General features: G+C 75.8%; 13 protein-coding genes. 6 read left to right on the top strand and 7 right to left on the bottom strand.

What is annotated here, in order from left to right:
* Positions 1-171: 171 nt before the first annotated feature.
* Positions 172-1,212 (bottom strand): LacI family DNA-binding transcriptional regulator, encoded by a 1,041-nt coding sequence (locus tag STBA_RS06390; protein ID WP_171987658.1) that lies wholly within the window; start codon positions 1,210-1,212, stop codon positions 172-174.
* Between the two features lie 243 nt (positions 1,213-1,455).
* Here STBA_RS06390 and STBA_RS06385 point away from each other — a divergent pair, with 243 nt between their 5' ends.
* The 4 genes from STBA_RS06385 to STBA_RS06370 are packed head-to-tail and all read left to right on the top strand — an operon-like array spanning position 1,456 to position 5,287.
* Positions 1,456-2,604 carry an ROK family glucokinase gene (locus tag STBA_RS06385; RefSeq protein ID WP_077058305.1) on the top strand — a complete coding sequence of 383 codons (1,149 nt, stop codon included), beginning with the start codon at positions 1,456-1,458 and terminating at the stop codon, positions 2,602-2,604.
* A complete protein-coding gene (locus STBA_RS06380) occupies positions 2,601-3,158 on the top strand; it encodes a hypothetical protein (protein WP_077058304.1) in 558 nt (185 codons plus the stop codon). The genes STBA_RS06385 and STBA_RS06380 overlap by 4 nt, the downstream gene beginning before the upstream one ends.
* 16 nt (positions 3,159-3,174) lie before the next feature.
* A complete protein-coding gene (locus tag STBA_RS06375) occupies positions 3,175-3,816 on the top strand; it encodes a GNAT family N-acetyltransferase (RefSeq protein ID WP_077058303.1) in 642 nt (213 codons plus the stop codon).
* A gap of 34 nt (positions 3,817-3,850) precedes the next feature.
* Positions 3,851-5,287, top strand: a complete 1,437-nt coding sequence (locus tag STBA_RS06370) for a hypothetical protein (RefSeq protein WP_143659443.1) — start codon at positions 3,851-3,853, stop codon at positions 5,285-5,287.
* Between the two features lie 431 nt (positions 5,288-5,718).
* Here STBA_RS06370 and STBA_RS06365 read toward each other — a convergent pair whose 3' ends face one another.
* The 5 genes from STBA_RS06365 to STBA_RS06345 form a co-directional block, all read right to left on the bottom strand.
* The gene (locus STBA_RS06365) at positions 5,719-6,855 is read right to left on the bottom strand and encodes a glycerate kinase (RefSeq protein ID WP_077058301.1); all 1,137 of its coding nucleotides are present in this window, start codon (positions 6,853-6,855) and stop codon (positions 5,719-5,721) included.
* Positions 6,856-6,954: 99 nt separating this feature from the next.
* A complete protein-coding gene (locus tag STBA_RS06360; RefSeq protein WP_077058300.1) occupies positions 6,955-8,376 on the bottom strand; it encodes an NAD(P)/FAD-dependent oxidoreductase in 1,422 nt (473 codons plus the stop codon).
* A gap of 110 nt (positions 8,377-8,486) precedes the next feature.
* Positions 8,487-9,305 carry an inositol monophosphatase family protein gene (locus tag STBA_RS06355; protein WP_077058299.1) on the bottom strand — a complete coding sequence of 273 codons (819 nt, stop codon included), beginning with the start codon at positions 9,303-9,305 and terminating at the stop codon, positions 8,487-8,489.
* Positions 9,306-9,399: 94 nt separating this feature from the next.
* Positions 9,400-10,773, bottom strand: coding sequence for a hypothetical protein (locus STBA_RS36295; RefSeq protein ID WP_143659442.1), 1,374 nt, complete (start codon positions 10,771-10,773; stop codon positions 9,400-9,402).
* Between the two features lie 116 nt (positions 10,774-10,889).
* Positions 10,890-12,698, bottom strand: coding sequence for a gamma-glutamyltransferase (locus STBA_RS06345; protein ID WP_077063142.1), 1,809 nt, complete (start codon positions 12,696-12,698; stop codon positions 10,890-10,892).
* A gap of 23 nt (positions 12,699-12,721) precedes the next feature.
* On the opposite strand from STBA_RS06345, the gene STBA_RS06340 reads away from it, so the two are divergent.
* Positions 12,722-13,471, top strand: coding sequence for a Sir2 family NAD-dependent protein deacetylase (locus STBA_RS06340; RefSeq protein WP_077058297.1), 750 nt, complete (start codon positions 12,722-12,724; stop codon positions 13,469-13,471).
* 48 nt (positions 13,472-13,519) lie between these two features.
* The gene (locus STBA_RS06335; protein WP_077058296.1) at positions 13,520-14,389 is read left to right on the top strand and encodes a hydrolase; all 870 of its coding nucleotides are present in this window, start codon (positions 13,520-13,522) and stop codon (positions 14,387-14,389) included.
* Positions 14,390-14,468: 79 nt separating this feature from the next.
* On the opposite strand, the gene STBA_RS06330 is transcribed toward STBA_RS06335, so the two are convergent.
* Entirely contained in the window at positions 14,469-15,482 is a 1,014-nt protein-coding gene (locus STBA_RS06330) for a TIGR03842 family LLM class F420-dependent oxidoreductase (protein ID WP_077058295.1), read from the bottom strand.
* Between the last annotated feature and the right edge of the window lie 12 nt (positions 15,483-15,494).

Here is a 15,494-nt window from a genome sequence, read left to right as displayed (position 1 = left end):
CCCGGTGCCGTCGGTGATCGGACGGCGTTCGTCGCCCGTCCTGTCCGGCCGACCGGGCTCCGTCGCGTCCGGAACCGTCTGCCGGGCTCCGGGAGCGCTGGCGCCCCTGGCGGGCGCTCCGGCCCCAGCGTCTCCCACACGGTGCGCACCGCGGTGGCGCGCACCTCCGCGTCATTCCGGGTCCCGCTCACGCCGTTCGCCGGTTCCGGCCACCCGCCGCGGCACCGGCCCCGTCGAGCCGCGCAGCGTCAGCGACGGTGCGGCGTCCTGGAGGTCCGCCACGGGGCCGCCGCCCGCCGCCTGCCGCAGCCGCCGCGCCGCGTGCGCGCCGTAGGCGGCGATGTCCCTGCTCAGCGCGGTCAGCGGCGGGTGGACCAGGCCGCACAGCGCCGAATCGTCCCACGCCACGATCGACACGTCCCCCGGCACCGCGAGGCCGAGACCCTGCGCGGCCGTCAGGCCGGAGACGGCCATCACGTCGTTGTCGTAGAGCAGCGCGGTCGGCCGCCGCGGCGCGCCGAGCAGTGCGCGGGTCGCCGCCGCCCCGGTCCCGCCGCTGTAGTCCCCCTCGATCGTGGTGCCGGTGAGCCCGAGCTGCGCGGTCACCCGTTCGAAGGCCGCGGTGCGGATCGCGGTGTGCCGCAGGCGGCCGGGGCCCGAGACGCGGCCGAGGCGGCGGTGCCCGAGGCCCGCCAGGTGCCGCACCGCCGTGACCACCGCCGCGTCGTCGTCGCTCCACACGGCCGGCAGGCCGCCGGTGCCCAGCGGCGCGCCGATCACCACGGCCGGCATCCCCAGCTCCGCGAGCACCGGCACCCGGGCGTCGTCGACCCGGAGGTCGACGAGGAAGACCCCGTCCACCACGCGGCGCGCCCACCAGCCGCGGTGGAGGGCGATCTCGGCCGCCTGGTCCTCCGCCATCGTCAGCAGCAACGGCGTGGCGTCGCGCACCAGTTCGGCCTGGATGCCGGAGATGAGCTGCATGAAGAACGGTTCGAGGCCCAGGGTGCGGGCGGGCCGGTCGATGACCAGGCCGAACGAGCCCGCCCGGCCGTCGGACAGCGCGCGCGCCGCGCTGCTCGGCTGCCAGCCCAACTCGTGGGCGATGGCGAGAACCCGCCGCCGGGTCGGCTCGGACACCCCCGGTCTGCCGTTCAGCGCGAAGGAGACCGCCGCCTTCGTGACCCCGGCCCGCCGGGCAATGTCCTGCATCGTCGGACGTTTCACCGCAACTCCCAGCACGGCGTGCCGTCCCCGGCACGCGCCACCCGCCCCGCCCCGCCGCGCGGCGCGGCCCGTCCTTCGCTCCCGAGCCGTTGGCGGCCACGCGTCGCATGATTCACGAGCCGCCGCTCCCGTTCAACGGCCCGGCCCGCCACCGGTGCCGCCGCCCCGGTCCGGCCACATCGCGGTCGCCCGCTCACCCGGCGGAGGCGTAGGGCACAATCGGTCCCGATGAGTACCAACCGTGACCGTGCGCATCGCCAGACGGCGCGGGCGACTGTGCTGCGCGCCATCGCCACACGCGAGCGCCGCTCGCATCTGTCCGCGCCCCGGGTGCCCACCGTCGGCATCGACATCGGCGGCACGAAGGTGATGGCCGGTGTCGTGGACGCCGACGGCACGGTGCTCGAACGCGTGCGCACCGAGACCCCGGAGAAGTCGAAGAGCCCCAAGGTCGTCGAGGACACCATCACCGAGCTGGTCCTCGACCTGTCCGACCGGCACGACGTCCACGCCGTCGGCATCGGCGCCGCCGGCTGGGTCGACGCCGACCGCTCCCGCGTGCTCTTCGCCCCGCACCTCGCCTGGCGCAACGAGCCGCTGCGCGACGCGCTGGCCGCCCGCCTCGTCGTGCCGATCATGGTCGACAACGACGCGAACACCGCGGCCTGGGGCGAATGGCGCTTCGGCGCCGGCCGCGGCGCCGACCACCTCGTCATGATCACCCTCGGCACCGGGATCGGCGGCGCGATACTGGAGGGCGGACGCGTCAAGCGCGGCACCTACGGCGTCGCAGGCGAGTTCGGCCACATGCAGGTCGTGCCGGCCGGCCACCGCTGCCCCTGCGGCAACCGCGGCTGCTGGGAGCAGTACAGCTCGGGCAATGCGCTGGTCCGCGAGGCCAGGGAGCTGGCCGTCGCCGACTCGCCCGTCGCCCATCACCTCCTGGACCGGGTGGGCGGCCAGACCCGCGACATCACCGGCCCCCTGATCACCGAGCTGGCCCGCGCGGGCGACCCCATGTGCGTCGAGCTGCTCGAAGACATCGGGCGCTGGCTCGGCATCGGCATCGCCAACCTCGCCGCGGCCCTCGACCCCGCCCGCTTCGTCATCGGCGGCGGCGTCAGCGAGGCCGACGACCTCCTGATCGGCCCCGCCAGGGAGGCGTTCCGCAGGCACCTCACCGGCCGCGGCTACCGGCCCGAGGCCGAGATCGTACGGGCCAGGCTCGGCACCGACGCCGGCATGGTCGGCGCCGCCGACCTCGCCCGCCTCGTGGCGCGCCGCTTCCGCCGCGCCAACCGGCGCCGCGCCGAGCGCGCCCACCGCACCGGATTCGAGCTGCGGCTGCCACCGCTGGGCCGGGAGGCCAGACCGTGACGACCACGACCGCCGCCCCCGCCACCCCGCCGCGCCCGCCGCACCGCCCCCGCCATCGCTGGCTCGCGGCGATCGTGGTGGCGCTGCTGATCGCCATTCCCGCCGGCTACCTCGTGCTCTCCGCCTACCAGAGCCGGGACAGCGGCGAGGACAAGGCCCGTTCCGCGTCCGCACGGGCGCTGATCTACGAGTGGCCGAGCAAGGTCCAGCGCCGCATCTACGACGTGCCCATTCCCGGCGGCTCCGCCTACGTCGCCCACTACGAGACCAATTCCTGGGACCGCAGCACCCTGTACGTCGAGTTCCGCTGCTCGCCACGGCAGCTGAGCGCCTTCGTCGAGGAGCTGGGCACCGACCTGTCGGCCCTGGAGGAGACGGTGACCATCGGCCGGGACTCCGCGGACGTCGTCGGCTGGCAGTTCGACGACCCCGCGCACACCTTCGCGGGCACGGTCGTCCAGCAGTCCCCGGACGAGCCGGAGGTGGCCGTCACGGTCGACCTGACCCGGGAGGAACGTCCCCGGGTGTTCGTGGTCTCCACCAGCGAGCCCTGACCCGGGACCCACCCGCATGAACGACGCACTGGCGCGCATACTCCACGCCGCGGCCCGCGGCGCCTTCCCCCCGCCGGACGGCGGCCACACCGTCGTTCCGCAGCCGTCCCCGCGCGACGCGGGCGTGCTCGCGTTCACCGCCCACTCGGTCGTGTTCACGGACGAGGACCCCGCGTGGGTCGCCGCCGCGCTGCGCGCCGCGCCCGCCGATCCGCTGGCCGCGTCGCTCAGCCCGCCGTTCCTCACCGCCTTCACCGCACGCACCGCCCGCCAGGCGGGCAACACCGACCTCCTCTCCTGCGCCGCCCCGCTGCCGGGGCCGCCGGACCTGCCGCTGCGCGAGATCCGCGAACAGGACCATCCGCGGGTGAGCCGCGCGCGGAAGTACCGCGACGACGTGCGGGTATGGGCCGCCGACGGCGGCATCGTCGTCCTCGGCCGCGGGGTCGCCGGACGCTGGGAGATCGCCGTGGAAGTCGCCGAGGCCGCCCGCGGACGCGGCCTCGGCCGTGCGCTGGTCGCCGCGGCCCGCCACCTGATGCCGGAGAACGCGCCGCTGTGGGCGCAGCAGCCCCCGGGCAACGCCCGCAGTGTCCGGGCCTTCCAGGCCGCGGGCTACCGGCCGGTCTGCGCCGAGGTGCTGTTCGTGAGCGGCTGACACCGGCGCCCGGCGGGCGCTACGCTCCTGCGCTGTGTCAGCAACCGACCACCCGGGGGGGACCGTGGCCGCAGGGCCCGACAAGCCGGTCACCGCACAACTGCCCGTTCACAAACCGTCGTTGAACAATGCCGCGGTCCGCGTCCTGCTCGCCTGGTCCGGCGTGCTCGCGGTCCTCGCGGGCCTCGCGTGGGCCGTGGGTGCCGCGTTCGCCGGTGTCTCGCCGCTGGTCACCGTCCCGACGGGCGCCGCGCTCGCCACGGTGCTGTGGGTGGTGTTCACCGAGTGCGCCGCGCCCCGCGGCGGCTGGGACCGGGGTGAGCCGGACCATGCCGCGCTGCCCCGCGTCGTCGCCCACCAGGCACGGCAGTACGGCGAACGCCTCGACAGCCTGCTCGCCGGCAGCCCTCAGGACCTGGCCGCCGTGCTGCGGGACGCCCGCGCCTGCGCCGCCGCCCTGGGGGAGCGGGCCGAGGCCGTGGCCGCGATCGGGGAACGCGCGGGCGCCGTCCCCGCCCGCGAACTTCGCGCGCACCACGACCGGCTCGCACGCGAGGCCGCCGCCGCGCCACCGGGCCCGCTCAGGTCGGCCCGCAGGGCCGCCGCCCGCGACACCGCCGCGTGGGGCGACTGGCGGGAGCGCTGGGAGGCGGCGGAGGGCACCCTGCTGCCCGCCCTCGACGCCGCGTCCGGCCGCCTGCGCGAGGTGCAGCGCGCCGCCGCCGCACAGCTGAAGCGGCGGGCCGGGAACCAGCCGGGAACGCCGCCCGACGTGGCGCCGCTCGCCGCCGACCTGGCCGCCGCCCGCGCCGATCTTGACCGCATCGACGGCCTCACACCCGGCTTCGTCCCGCCGCCCGCCGCGGGCACCGCCGGACGGACGCACCGTGCCACGTCGCTGCTGTCCGGGCTGCTCGCCCTGGCGGTGCTGCTGTTCGCACTCGCCGCGCAGATCGGGCCGTGGATGCTGCACACCAGCATGATCCTGGCCATCCCGGTCGGCCTCGCCGCGGCGGGCGCCGCCCGCCGCGCCCCGCGCCGCAGCGGCGCCCTGCTGCGTACGGCCCCGGCCGTGGCCGCCTGCGCCACCTGTGCGGTCGTCGCGCTGACCGGGCCACTCGCCTACCACCAACTGCTCGGCGACCGGACCGCGGCGCTGGTCACCGCGCGGGAGAAGGCCGACGGCACCAGGTACGACTTCGGCACGCACTACTCCGTCGAGGAGCGCTCGGGCGGCGAGGACCTCGGCCGCATGTGGACGGGCCCGAACGAGGCCGTCCACGCCGGCGCCGAGCTCGACGTGTCCGCCGATCCGCTGGACTGGGCCCGCCCGGTGGCCGACGAGCGCCTCGGCCTCGCCTGGGCGTGGGCGGCCGTCACCGGGGCCGGCCTCGTGGTCCTGGCCGGCGGTCTCGCCCTCACCGCGGCCGGGGAATCCCGCGAGGCCCGCGCCCGCTCCGCCCGGCCCTAGGCCTTGCCCGGTGGATCTTCGCGGGCTCGCGACGCCCGGCACGTACTCCCCCAGCCTGGCGGCTGGGAGGTGCCCCCACGCTGCGTTGCCGAATCGCGCGAGTACGTCCCCCGGACTCCTCCCCCAGACTTCGTCCGGGAGGTGCCCCCAGGGAGGTACCCCCACGTACGAGCTGCGATCCGGCTCGCTCTTGCACGCATCGTGCAAGAGGGGCCCATGCGATCGCACGCACCGGACGCCGCTCACTGCTCCACGAAGATCCACCGGACAGGCCCTGGCCCCCGGTGCGCACGGACCGGCCCGTGGTCTCCCCGCGGTGTGCCGATCGTGCGGATCTCGGGGTCACCGACCCGCCGGACGCCGGGGGCGGGGTGACCGCCGGCCCGGGGCGCCGGGCGGCGTCCGGTGCCGGTGCCGCGGGGGCGGAGCCCTCAGAGCTGTTCCTCCGCGAGGAGCCGGGCGACCCGTTCGAGCAGGGGGCCCGCGTTCTCGATGCACGCCGCCACGTCCGGCTCGACGGAGGTCAGCGGGTACGCCTTCTCGATGCCCGCGCCGCGCAGCGCGTCCTCGCCGATCGCGAGGCGGCCGCAGACCGCGACCGTCCGCAGGCCCGCGGCGCGTGCCGCGGCGGCCACGCCGGCCGGTGCCTTGCCGTGCAGCGTCTGCTCGTCCAGCGAGCCCTCGCCGGTAATGACGAGGGAGGTCCGTTCCAGCGCCGCGGCGAAGCCCAGCACGTCGAGCAGCACCTCGATGCCCGGGCGGAAGGTGGCGTTCAGGCCGAGCAGCGCGGCGTATCCGATGCCGCCCGCGGCGCCGGCGCCCGGCGCGTCGGCGCACTCCACGGCCCGCGCGCCCACGGTACGTTCCAGCACGCACACCAGGTTGGTGAGCGCCGCGTCCAGCGTCTCCACATCCACCGGGTCGGCGCCCTTCTGCGGCCCGTAGACCGCGGCGGCGCCCAGCGGGCCGGTCAGCGGATTGTCCACGTCGCCGGCCAGCACGAACTCGGTGTCCTTCAGCCGCGGGTCGAGCCCCGAGAGGTCGGCCGCCACCAGTTCGCGCAGCGGCCCGCCGCCGTGCGCCACGGGGTCGCCGTCGACGTCGAGCAGCCGCGCCCCGAGCGCCGCGAGCATGCCCGCGCCGCCGTCCGTGGTCGCCGAACCGCCGACTCCGAGCACCACCGTGCGCGCCCCCGCGTTCAGGGCCGCCTCGATCAGCTCTCCGGTGCCGTAGGTGGTCGCCGTCATCGGCGCGAACGTGAACGGCGGCAGCAGCCGCAGCCCCGCCGCCTGCGCCATCTCCACGATGGCCACGTCGCCGCGCAGCGCGAACGAGGCGAGCACCGGCAGTCCCAGCGGCCCCGTCACCTCCGCCTCGACGGGCGAGAAGCCCCCTGCCACGGCCGCGTCCACCGTGCCGTCCCCGCCGTCCGCGACCGGCAGCGCCACCACCTCGGCCGCCGGCCGGGCCGCGCGGATGCCCGCGGCGACGTGCTCGGCCACCTCCGGCGCCGTCAGCGATCCCTTGAACTTGTCCGCGGCGATCAGTACGCGCCCCGTGTCCGTCATGTTCCGCCCTTTTTGATCACTCGGCTCGCAGCGACCCTATCCGCCACCCCCGGCCGGGGACCATGGGCCGCCTTCGCCGGATGGATCACACCCGGGCGGTCAGCGGTTGCCCCGCAGCCGCCGCCACACGGCCTTGGCCGCGTTGTGCCCGGCCATCCCGTGCACCCCGGGCCCCGGCCAGGCCGCCGAGGAACACAGGAAGACCGCGGGGTGCGCGGTGCCGTAAGGATGGAACGCGGGGCGCGGACGCAGCATCGTCTGGAGGCCGGAGAACGCCCCGCACCCGATATCGCCGCCCACGTAGTTGGCATTGCGCCGCGCCAGCTGCGGCGGCCCGGCCACGGCCCGCGCCAGCACCAGATCGCGGAAACCGGGCGCGAACCGCTCGATCTGCCGCTCCACCGCGTCCGTGAGATCGCCGTCCCAGCCGTTCGGCACGTGCCCGTACGCCCAGTACACGTGCTTGCCCGCCGGGGCGCGGTCCGGGTCGACCAGCGTCGGCTGCGTCGTGACCAGGAACGGCACCTCGGGCGCCCGCCCCTCCACCGAAGCGGCCCGCAGCGCCGCCCCGATCTCCTTGCTGCTCGGGCCGATGTGGACCGACCCCGCCCGCCGCGCCTCCGGCGCCGTCCACGGCACCGGGCCATCCAGCGCATAGTCGATCTTGAACGCGCCGGGGCCGTACCGGAAGCCGTGGTAGGCCCGGCCGAGCCCGGCGATCCGGGCCAGGGCCGTCGGCGAGGTGTCGAAGACGTAGGCCCGCGCGGGCGGCAGCTCGTCCAGCCGCTTCACCTCCACACCCGTGTGCACCACGCCGTCGAGATCGCGCAGATAGGCCGCGAGCGCGTCCGAGATGGCCTGCGAGCCGCCGCGGGCCAGCGGCCAGCCCACCTCGTGCGCCGCCAGCGCGAAGACCAGCGCGATGGCACCCGTGGCCGGCGTCGACAGCGGCGCCATGACATGTGCGGCAAGGCCGGAGAACAGCGCACGGGCCCGGTCGTCCCGGAACCGCCGCGACACCCACGAGGCGGGCTGGAGTCCCGTCAGCCCGAACCGGGCCAGCGTCACCGGATCGCGCGGCAGCCCGTCCCACGGCACCTTCAGGAAGTCGGCCGCCAGCGTGTCCCACTTGCCCACGTAGGGGGCGACCAGCCTGCGGTAAGCCCTGGCGTCGCGCGGCCCGAAGGACGCGGCCGACTCACCGACCGACCGGGCCAGCACCGCGGCGGAGCCGTCGGGGAACGGGTGCGCCAGCGGAAGCTCCGCGTGCAGCCACTCAAGGCCGTACTCGTGGAGCGGCATCGCCCGGAAGGCGGGCGAACCCACCCCCGTCGGATGCGCGGCGGAACAGGAGTCGTGGCGGAACCCGGGCAGCGTCAGCTCCTCCGTCCGCGCCCCGCCGCCCACCGCGTCCCGCGCCTCGAACAGCTCCACGGACATCCCACGGCGGGCCAGCTCGACGGCCGCGGTCAGCCCGTTCGGCCCGGCGCCCACCACGACCACGTCGCGCAACGACGGCACGTGCAACTCCCCTCACCGGCGGACAGCACCCCGAGGATACGCCGCGCCACCCCGGCGGACCGCGCGGCACCCCTCCGGCCGGGCCGCCGCGCCGACGGCCCGTCAGTTCCTCACGCGGGCACCGTGAGCAGATCCCGCACCCGCTCGGCCGTCGCCGCGTCACGTGCCGCGGTGAACGGCAGCGCATTGCCGCCCACGAGGCGGAACGGTTCACCCGCCAGCGTCCTTGCGGTCCCGCCGGCCTCCGCCACCAGCAGCAGCCCCGCCGCGTGGTCCCACGCCAGCTCCCAGCTGAACGCCACCGCGTCCACCTCGCCCCGCGCAATGCCCACGTACTCCATCCCGGCGGCCCCGCACGGACGCGGCGCGACGCCCGCCGCCCACAGCCCCGACAGCGCGTCCTTCTGCGCACCCGAGGTGTAGTCCGGGTGCGAGTACGCCACCCTCAGCGGCGAGCCCGGCGCGGGGGAGCCCGCCGCCAGCCGTTCCCCGTTCAGCCACGCGCCGCCGCCGCGGCGCGCGAATGCGAGCAGGCCGAGCGCCGGCGCGAACGTCCAGGAGGCCAGCAGCTCCCCGCGGTGCGCCAGCGCCACCAGCGTGCAGAAGCCCGTCTCGCCGCGGACGAAAGGGCGCGTCCCGTCCACCGGGTCGACGACCCACACCGGCGCGTCGCCCGACAGCAGCGCGTAGCCCGCCGGGTCGGCGTGCACGCTCTCCTCGCCGACGACCACGGAACCGGGCAGCAGCGCGCCCAGCTCCGCCGCCAGCATCAGTTCCGCGTTCCGGTCGGCGTCCGTCACCAGGTCGTGCGGCCCGGTCTTCTCGGACACCTCGTCCACCGCGAGCCGCCGCCAGCGCGGCATGATCTCCGCCGCCGCGGCGGAGCGCACGGCCTCCTCGACCTGTCCGGCCAGCTGTTCATCGATCACCTGTCCATCGAAGCACGGCCCCCGCGCACCGCTCGCCACGGGGCCCCGACCCGGTGACGCGCACCGCGGAACCGGTCCGGACGTGCCCGCACCGTCAGGCCATGCCCGCGCGCCGCAGCTCGCTCGTCACCGCCCAGTGGTGCCCGGCCGACACCGTGCGCGCCGCGTCAAGCAGCAGCGGCACCACCACGCCGGGCGCGGGCGCCGCGGCCCGCACCGCCTCCTCCGCCGTTCTCGACCGCACCAGGGCCGCCAGCAGAGTGATCGCCTCGCTCTCGTGGCCCGCGGCACACAGCTCCGCGGCGATCGAGCCCGCCTCCGCGGCGGGGCGCGCCGCGGCCTGCCGCAGCAACTGCCCGCAGTCCCCGGCCCGCCCGGCCGCGGCCAGCGCCTCCGCGGCGGCGGCCAGCGGACCGGCCGGCAGCAGTGCCGCCTCCCACAGCAGCGTCGTCACGTCCGAGAGCATCCCCGTCCGCTCCAGCTCCGCCACCAGCACCGGCAGCCGCACCGCGGACCCCCCGGCCGCCTCGCACAACAGCACGTGCGCGGCCCCGCCCTGCCCGTCCGCCCGCAGCCGCCGCAGCCGCTCGGCGGTGTCGAGCGCCGCCTGCCGGTCCTCCGCCGCCAGCCGCGGCACGGGCCGCTCCCGCGGCACTTCTCGCACCGCACCGGCGAACCGCGAGCCGCCGGGGGCCGGCGCCACCGCCGCCTCGGGCGCCGCGGCGGTCACCGCGGGCGGCCCCGGCTCGGCCGTCTCATCGAGCCCGGCGAACCTGGCCCCGCGCGGCCTGCGCGCCGCCGTCTTCTTCGCCCGGTCCTTGCCCTTGTCCTTGTCCTTGTCCTTCTTCCTTCCCTTTCCCGCGTTCTTCTGCCCGGTCTCCTGCCGCTCCGCCGCCCCCGGCCCCGGGGGCGCTCCCGCCGGCTCCGTTCCCCCGGCGCCTGCCCCGAGCGCCGCCAGCCGGGACCGCAGTTCCGCGCGCCGGGACAGGACGCGGCCCGCGTCGTCCTGCGCCCACAGCTTCAAGGTCGCCAGCCGGTCGGCCTCCCGCGACTGCCCCGCCCGCTGCGCGACATCCATGGCGGCGGACAACTGCCGTTCCCTGCCCTGTAGTTCACGCTCCCGGCGGTCAAGCTCCGCCAGCCGTCCGGTCAGTGTCCCGCGGCTGCCGGGGAGCGCGTCCTCGGCGTCCACCGCCGACTCGTAGGCGGACCTGAGCCGCCGGCCCACCCGTTCGGCGACGGCCGTGCCCTGCCGGCCCGCGAGGTCCTGGAGCAGATCGGCAACGGCGTCCCACGGCGGAAGTCTTCGCCCCGACAGCCAGTCCGCCAACTCCCCGCCCTCGCGCCGGGCGAAGGCCGCATACCAGCCCGCGTCCGGGTCGAGGACGCCCGTGAGCGTGCGCAGCTCGGCCGTGAAGGCCGCGCGTCCTGCCGCCATGTCCTGGTGAACCGAAGGCACATCTGCCATGGGCGTACTGAATCCAAGGCATGTTACGAGTCTTGTTTCCGGACGGCTACAGGCAGTTTTCGTACTGCTCCGGCGGGCCTTTGTTTTTCATCCACCGCGCAGCCGATCGAATGCGATCAGCGACCGACGGCGTAACCTTGCATCCCCCGCGGATTGGCCGCCGCCGACACGACCCCCGTCTCCGGGTCGCGGGCCACCGCGCACAGCCGCCCCTCGGACCACGGCTCCGCCACCGTCACCTCGTGGCCGCGCCGCCGCAGCCCGGCTATGGTCTCCGCGCCGATTCCCGGCTCCACGGTGACGGCGCCGGGCCGCGCCCCCCGCGGGAAGAACGAGCTGGGGAACGCCTCCTGATGCCAGTTCGGCGCGTCGATGGCGCCCTGGAGGTCGAGGCCGCCACGCACCGCGGGACGCAGCACCGCGGCGAGGAAGAAGTGCATCTGCCACTGGTCCTGCTGGTCCCCGCCCGGGGTGCCGAACGCCAGCACCGGCTCGCCGCCGCGCAGCGCGAGCGACGGGCTGAGCGTCGTGCGCGGGCGGCGCCCCGGCGTGAGCGAGGACGGCAGCCCCGGCTCCAGCCAGGTCATTTGCAGGCGGGTGCCGAGCGGGAAGCCGAGTCCTGGCACCACCGGGCTCGACTGGAGCCAGCCGCCGCTCGGCGTCGCGCTCACCATGTTCCCCCAGCGGTCCACGACGTCCACGTGGCAGGTGTCGCCGCTGGTCTCGCCGGTCCGCGCGACCGTCGGCTCCCCCGCGCCCGCCGCCGTCCGGAGTCCGGCCGCCGCGGCCCGCGGCGCGTCGAAGGCGGCGCGCACGTGCCCGGCGAGCCGCGGGGCCCTGCCGCCGGGAGAGCCGGGGCGCAGCTCCGGCGAGGCGCCGGCACCGATCAGCTTCCTGCGGTCCGCGTTGTACTCCGGCGACAGCAGCTCGGCAAGCGGAACGGGCGCCGCGTCGCCGTACCACGCCTCCCGGTCGGCCATGGCAAGCTTGCCCCCCTCGACGAGCGCGTGCACATAATCCGGCGAACCGTAGCCGCGGGCGTCGATCCCGTCGTCCAGGAGCGCCAGTTGCTGCGGCAGTACCGGCCCCTGGCTCCACGGCCCCGCCTTGCACACCGTCCAGCCGCGCCACTCGTAGGTGACCGGCGCCTCGTAGCCCGCGGACCAGCCCGCCAGATCCTCGCCGGTGAGCACCCCCGCGTGCCGGCGGCCCGAGGAGTCCATGGCCGGGCGCGCGGCGTGCGCCGCGAGCGCCTCGCCGATGAAGCCTTCGCGCCAGGCGCGGCGCGCGGCCTCGATGCGCGCCTCCCGCCCGCCGTTCGCCGCCGCCGCCTCGTTCAGCAGCCGCCGCCAGGTGGCCGCCAGGTCCGCGTTGCGCAGCAGCGCACCGGCGGCGGGGGAGCGGCCGTGCGGCAGGTACACCGCCGCGGACGTCGTCCACTCCTCGGTGAACAGCTCCCGCACGCTCTCGACCGTCCGCCCGACCCCCTCCACCGCGGGGTGCCCGCCCTCGGCGTACCCGATCGCGTGATCGAGCACCTCGGCCAACTCCTTGGTGCCGTAGTCGCGCAGCAGTGTCAGCCAGGCATCGAACGCGCCGGGCACCACGGCGGCCAGCGGCCCCGTGCCCGGCACCAGGTCGAGACCGAGCCCCGTGTAGTGCGCGATGGTGGCCCCCGCGGGCGCGGGCCCCTGTCCGCACAGCACCCGGACCTCGCCGCCGGCCGGCGCGAGGATGATCGGAACGTCCCCGGCCGGACCGTTCAGATGCGGCTCCACCACGTGCAGCACGAACCCGGCGGTCACGGCGGCGTCGTACGCGTTCCCGCCGTTCTCCAGCACGGACATCGCGGACTGCGAGGCCAGCCAGTGGGTGCTTGAGACCATGCCGAAGGTGCCTCGGAGCGTGGGCCGGGTGGTGAACATGCGGCGGAGCATACGCTTTTCGCATGAACACTGACGAGGTCTCCCGGCGGCCCCTGGTGGCCATCCTCAGCGGCGCCGGCATCTCCACGGACTCCGGCATCCCGGACTACCGCGGGCCGAACGGCCTGTGGCGGCGCGACCCCGAGGCCGAGAAGCTGGTGACCTACGACTACTACATGAACGATCCGGACATCCGCCGCCGTTCCTGGCTGATGCGTGGCGAGAATCCGGCGTTCCGCGCCCGGCCCAACGCCGCCCACGAGGCCGTCGTCCGCCTGGCACGGTCCGGCGTGCCGGTGCGGGTGCTCACCCAGAACGTCGACGGGCTGCACCAGGCCGCCGGGCTGCCGGACCGCAAAGTTCTCGAACTCCACGGCAGCGCCCGGTCGGTGGTGTGCACCGGCTGCGCGGCCACCTCCACGACCGAGGCCGCACTGCGGCGCGTCGCGGCGGGGGAGCAGGACCCGGCCTGCCTGGAGTGCGGCAGCATTTTGAAGACGGCCACCGTGATGTTCGGACAGCCCCTCGACCCGGCGGTGCTCGCGGCGGCCACCGCCGTCGCGCAGGCGTGCGAGGTGTTCATCGCGGTCGGCACCAGCCTCCAGGTGCACCCGGCCGCCGGGCTCGCCGGGCTCGCCGCGGACCACGGGGCCCGGTTGATCATCGTGAACGCCGAGCCGACCCCGTACGACGGGCAGGCCGCCGAAGTCGTGCGCGAACCGATCGGCCGGGCCCTGCCCGCCCTTCTGGACCGGTTGGCGGCTTCCGGCTAAGGTCCGCGTGGGAGCGCTCCCAAGAGCCGCACTCACGAGGAGCCCGACATGACGCATCCCCCCACACGTTCCTCCACCCGCCCCGCCGCGCGCCCCGCCACCGCACCGGTCGGGCCCCGGCCGGGACTCCGGCTGGCCGGGTCGGCCGCGGCGGCCGTCGCCCTGGCCTTCACGGCCACCGGGGCGGCGGCCGCGCCCGCCCCCGCGGAGCAGCCGGAACCCGCGGCCGCCTGCACCACCGACGGCTTCTGCGAGGACTTCGAGAGCCAGACCGGAAGCGAACCCTCGGGCCGGTGGGCCACCGAGTTCCCCGACTGTTCCGGCACCGGCACCGCGAGCGTGGACACGTCCGTCGCCCAGGAGGGCACCACCTCCCTGCGGGTCGACGGCGGCACCGGCTACTGCAACCACGTCTTCGTCGGCACGGACCTCGCCGACGTCGACACCACGGCCGGCCTGTACGTGCGTTACTACGTGCGGCACACCAGCGCGCTGCCCACCCAGCACGTGACGTTCCTGACCATGGAGGACGCCGCCGACGGCAGCCGCGACCTGCGGATGGGCGGGCAGAACGCCGCTCTCCAGTGGAACCGCGAATCCGACGACGCCACCCTCCCCGAACAGAGCCCGGCGGGCGTGGCCCTGAGCGCGCCGCTGCCTCTGGACGAGTGGGTCTGCGTCGAGTACGAGATCGACCCGGCCGTGGGGCACCTGACCACCTGGCTGAACGGGGAACCCGTCACCGGCCTCGCCGTGGACGGCACCCCGACGCACGACATCGACTCGCAATGGCTGAACCGCGGCGACTGGCACCCGGACCTCGTCAACCTCAGGTTCGGCTGGGAGAGCTACGGCGAGGGCGCCGACACCCTCTGGTACGACAACATCGCCGTGGGCACCTCCCGCACCGGCTGCTGACCCCGCCCGAGGGCTGCCGCCCCGGCGCCCTCGGGCCCCGGCCCGTGGCGGGCGCCGGGGTGCGCGGGGTGTTCCGCCGTCAGGCGAGCGCGGGGATGACGTGGGCGCCGTACGCGTCCACCACGCCGCGGCGCGCGTCGTGCATCGCGTACACCGCGAACTGGTCGACCCCCAGGGCGCGCAGCCGTCGCAGCTTCGCCACATGCGCCTCCGGCGGGCCGATCAGGCAGAAGCGGTCCACGATGCCGTCCGGCACGAAGCCGGTGTCCGGGTTCCCCGACCGCCCGTGGTGGCGGTAGTCGTAGCCGCGCCGCCGCGCGATGTAGGCCGTCAGCTCCTCAGGGACCAGCCCGGAGCGCGTCCCGTAGCGGGCCACCAGGTCCGCCACGTGGTTGCCCACCATGCCGCCGAACCACCGGCACTGCTCCCGCGCGTGCGCCAGGGCCGCGGGGGAGTCGTCCGCCGTCACGTACGCGGGAGCGGCCACGCAGACCGTGACGGCCGCCGGGTCGCGCCCGGCCTCCGCCGCCGCCGTCCGGACGGCCCGCACCATCCACTCGGTGAGGAAGACATCGGCGAGTTGGAGGATGAACCCGTCGGCCCGCTGTCCTGCCAGCGCCAGCGCCTTCGGCCCGTAGGCCGCCATCCATACCGGCAGTTGACCGTTCCTGACCCACGGCAGCCGCATGGCCGCACCGCCCACCACCGCCTCGCGGCCCTCGGCGAGATCGCGGATGACGCCGATCGCCTCGCCGAGTCTGGCCAGCGAGTCGGGCCTGCGGCCGGCGACCCGCATCGCCGAATCGCCGCGCCCGATGCCGCACACCGTCCTGTTGCCGAACATCTCGTTCAGCGTGGCGAACGTGGAGGCCGTCACTTCCCACGTCCTGGTGCCCGGGTTGGTCACCATGGGCCCCACCCGCAGCCGGTCCGTCCGCGCGAGGATCTGACTGTGGATCACGAACGGCTCCTGCCACAGCACCGCCGAGTCGAACGTCCAGCCATAACGGAACCCGGCGTCCTCGGCCCGCCGCATCAGCGCGACGACCTCCGCCGCGGGCGGATCGGTCTGGAGGACGAGCCCGAAGTCCATGCCGACACCCCT

Origin of the sequence: Streptomyces sp. MP131-18 (assembly GCF_001984575.1) — a bacterium.
GTDB lineage: Bacteria > Actinomycetota > Actinomycetes > Streptomycetales > Streptomycetaceae > Streptomyces > Streptomyces johnsoniae.
The sequence above is the reverse complement of the archived record's forward strand: the minus strand, read 5'-3'. Positions and strand labels throughout refer to the sequence as shown.

What these genes read in the sequence shown, in the direction of transcription:
- STBA_RS06365 (WP_077058301.1), bottom strand. Translation starts at nt 6,855, where the DNA reads ATGACGGACACGGGGCGCGTACTGATCGCCGCGGACAAGTTCAAGGGA.
- STBA_RS06345 (WP_077063142.1), bottom strand. Translation starts at nt 12,698, where the DNA reads ATGTTCACCACCCGGCCCACGCTCCGAGGCACCTTCGGCATGGTCTCA.
- STBA_RS36295 (WP_143659442.1), bottom strand. Translation starts at nt 10,773, where the DNA reads ATGGCAGATGTGCCTTCGGTTCACCAGGACATGGCGGCAGGACGCGCG.
- STBA_RS06330 (WP_077058295.1), bottom strand. Translation starts at nt 15,482, where the DNA reads ATGGACTTCGGGCTCGTCCTCCAGACCGATCCGCCCGCGGCGGAGGTC.
- STBA_RS06390 (WP_171987658.1), bottom strand. Translation starts at nt 1,212, where the DNA reads ATGCAGGACATTGCCCGGCGGGCCGGGGTCACGAAGGCGGCGGTCTCC.
- STBA_RS06375 (WP_077058303.1), top strand. Translation starts at nt 3,175, where the DNA reads ATGAACGACGCACTGGCGCGCATACTCCACGCCGCGGCCCGCGGCGCC.
- STBA_RS06335 (WP_077058296.1), top strand. Translation starts at nt 13,520, where the DNA reads ATGACGCATCCCCCCACACGTTCCTCCACCCGCCCCGCCGCGCGCCCC.
- STBA_RS06385 (WP_077058305.1), top strand. Translation starts at nt 1,456, where the DNA reads ATGAGTACCAACCGTGACCGTGCGCATCGCCAGACGGCGCGGGCGACT.
- STBA_RS06340 (WP_077058297.1), top strand. Translation starts at nt 12,722, where the DNA reads ATGAACACTGACGAGGTCTCCCGGCGGCCCCTGGTGGCCATCCTCAGC.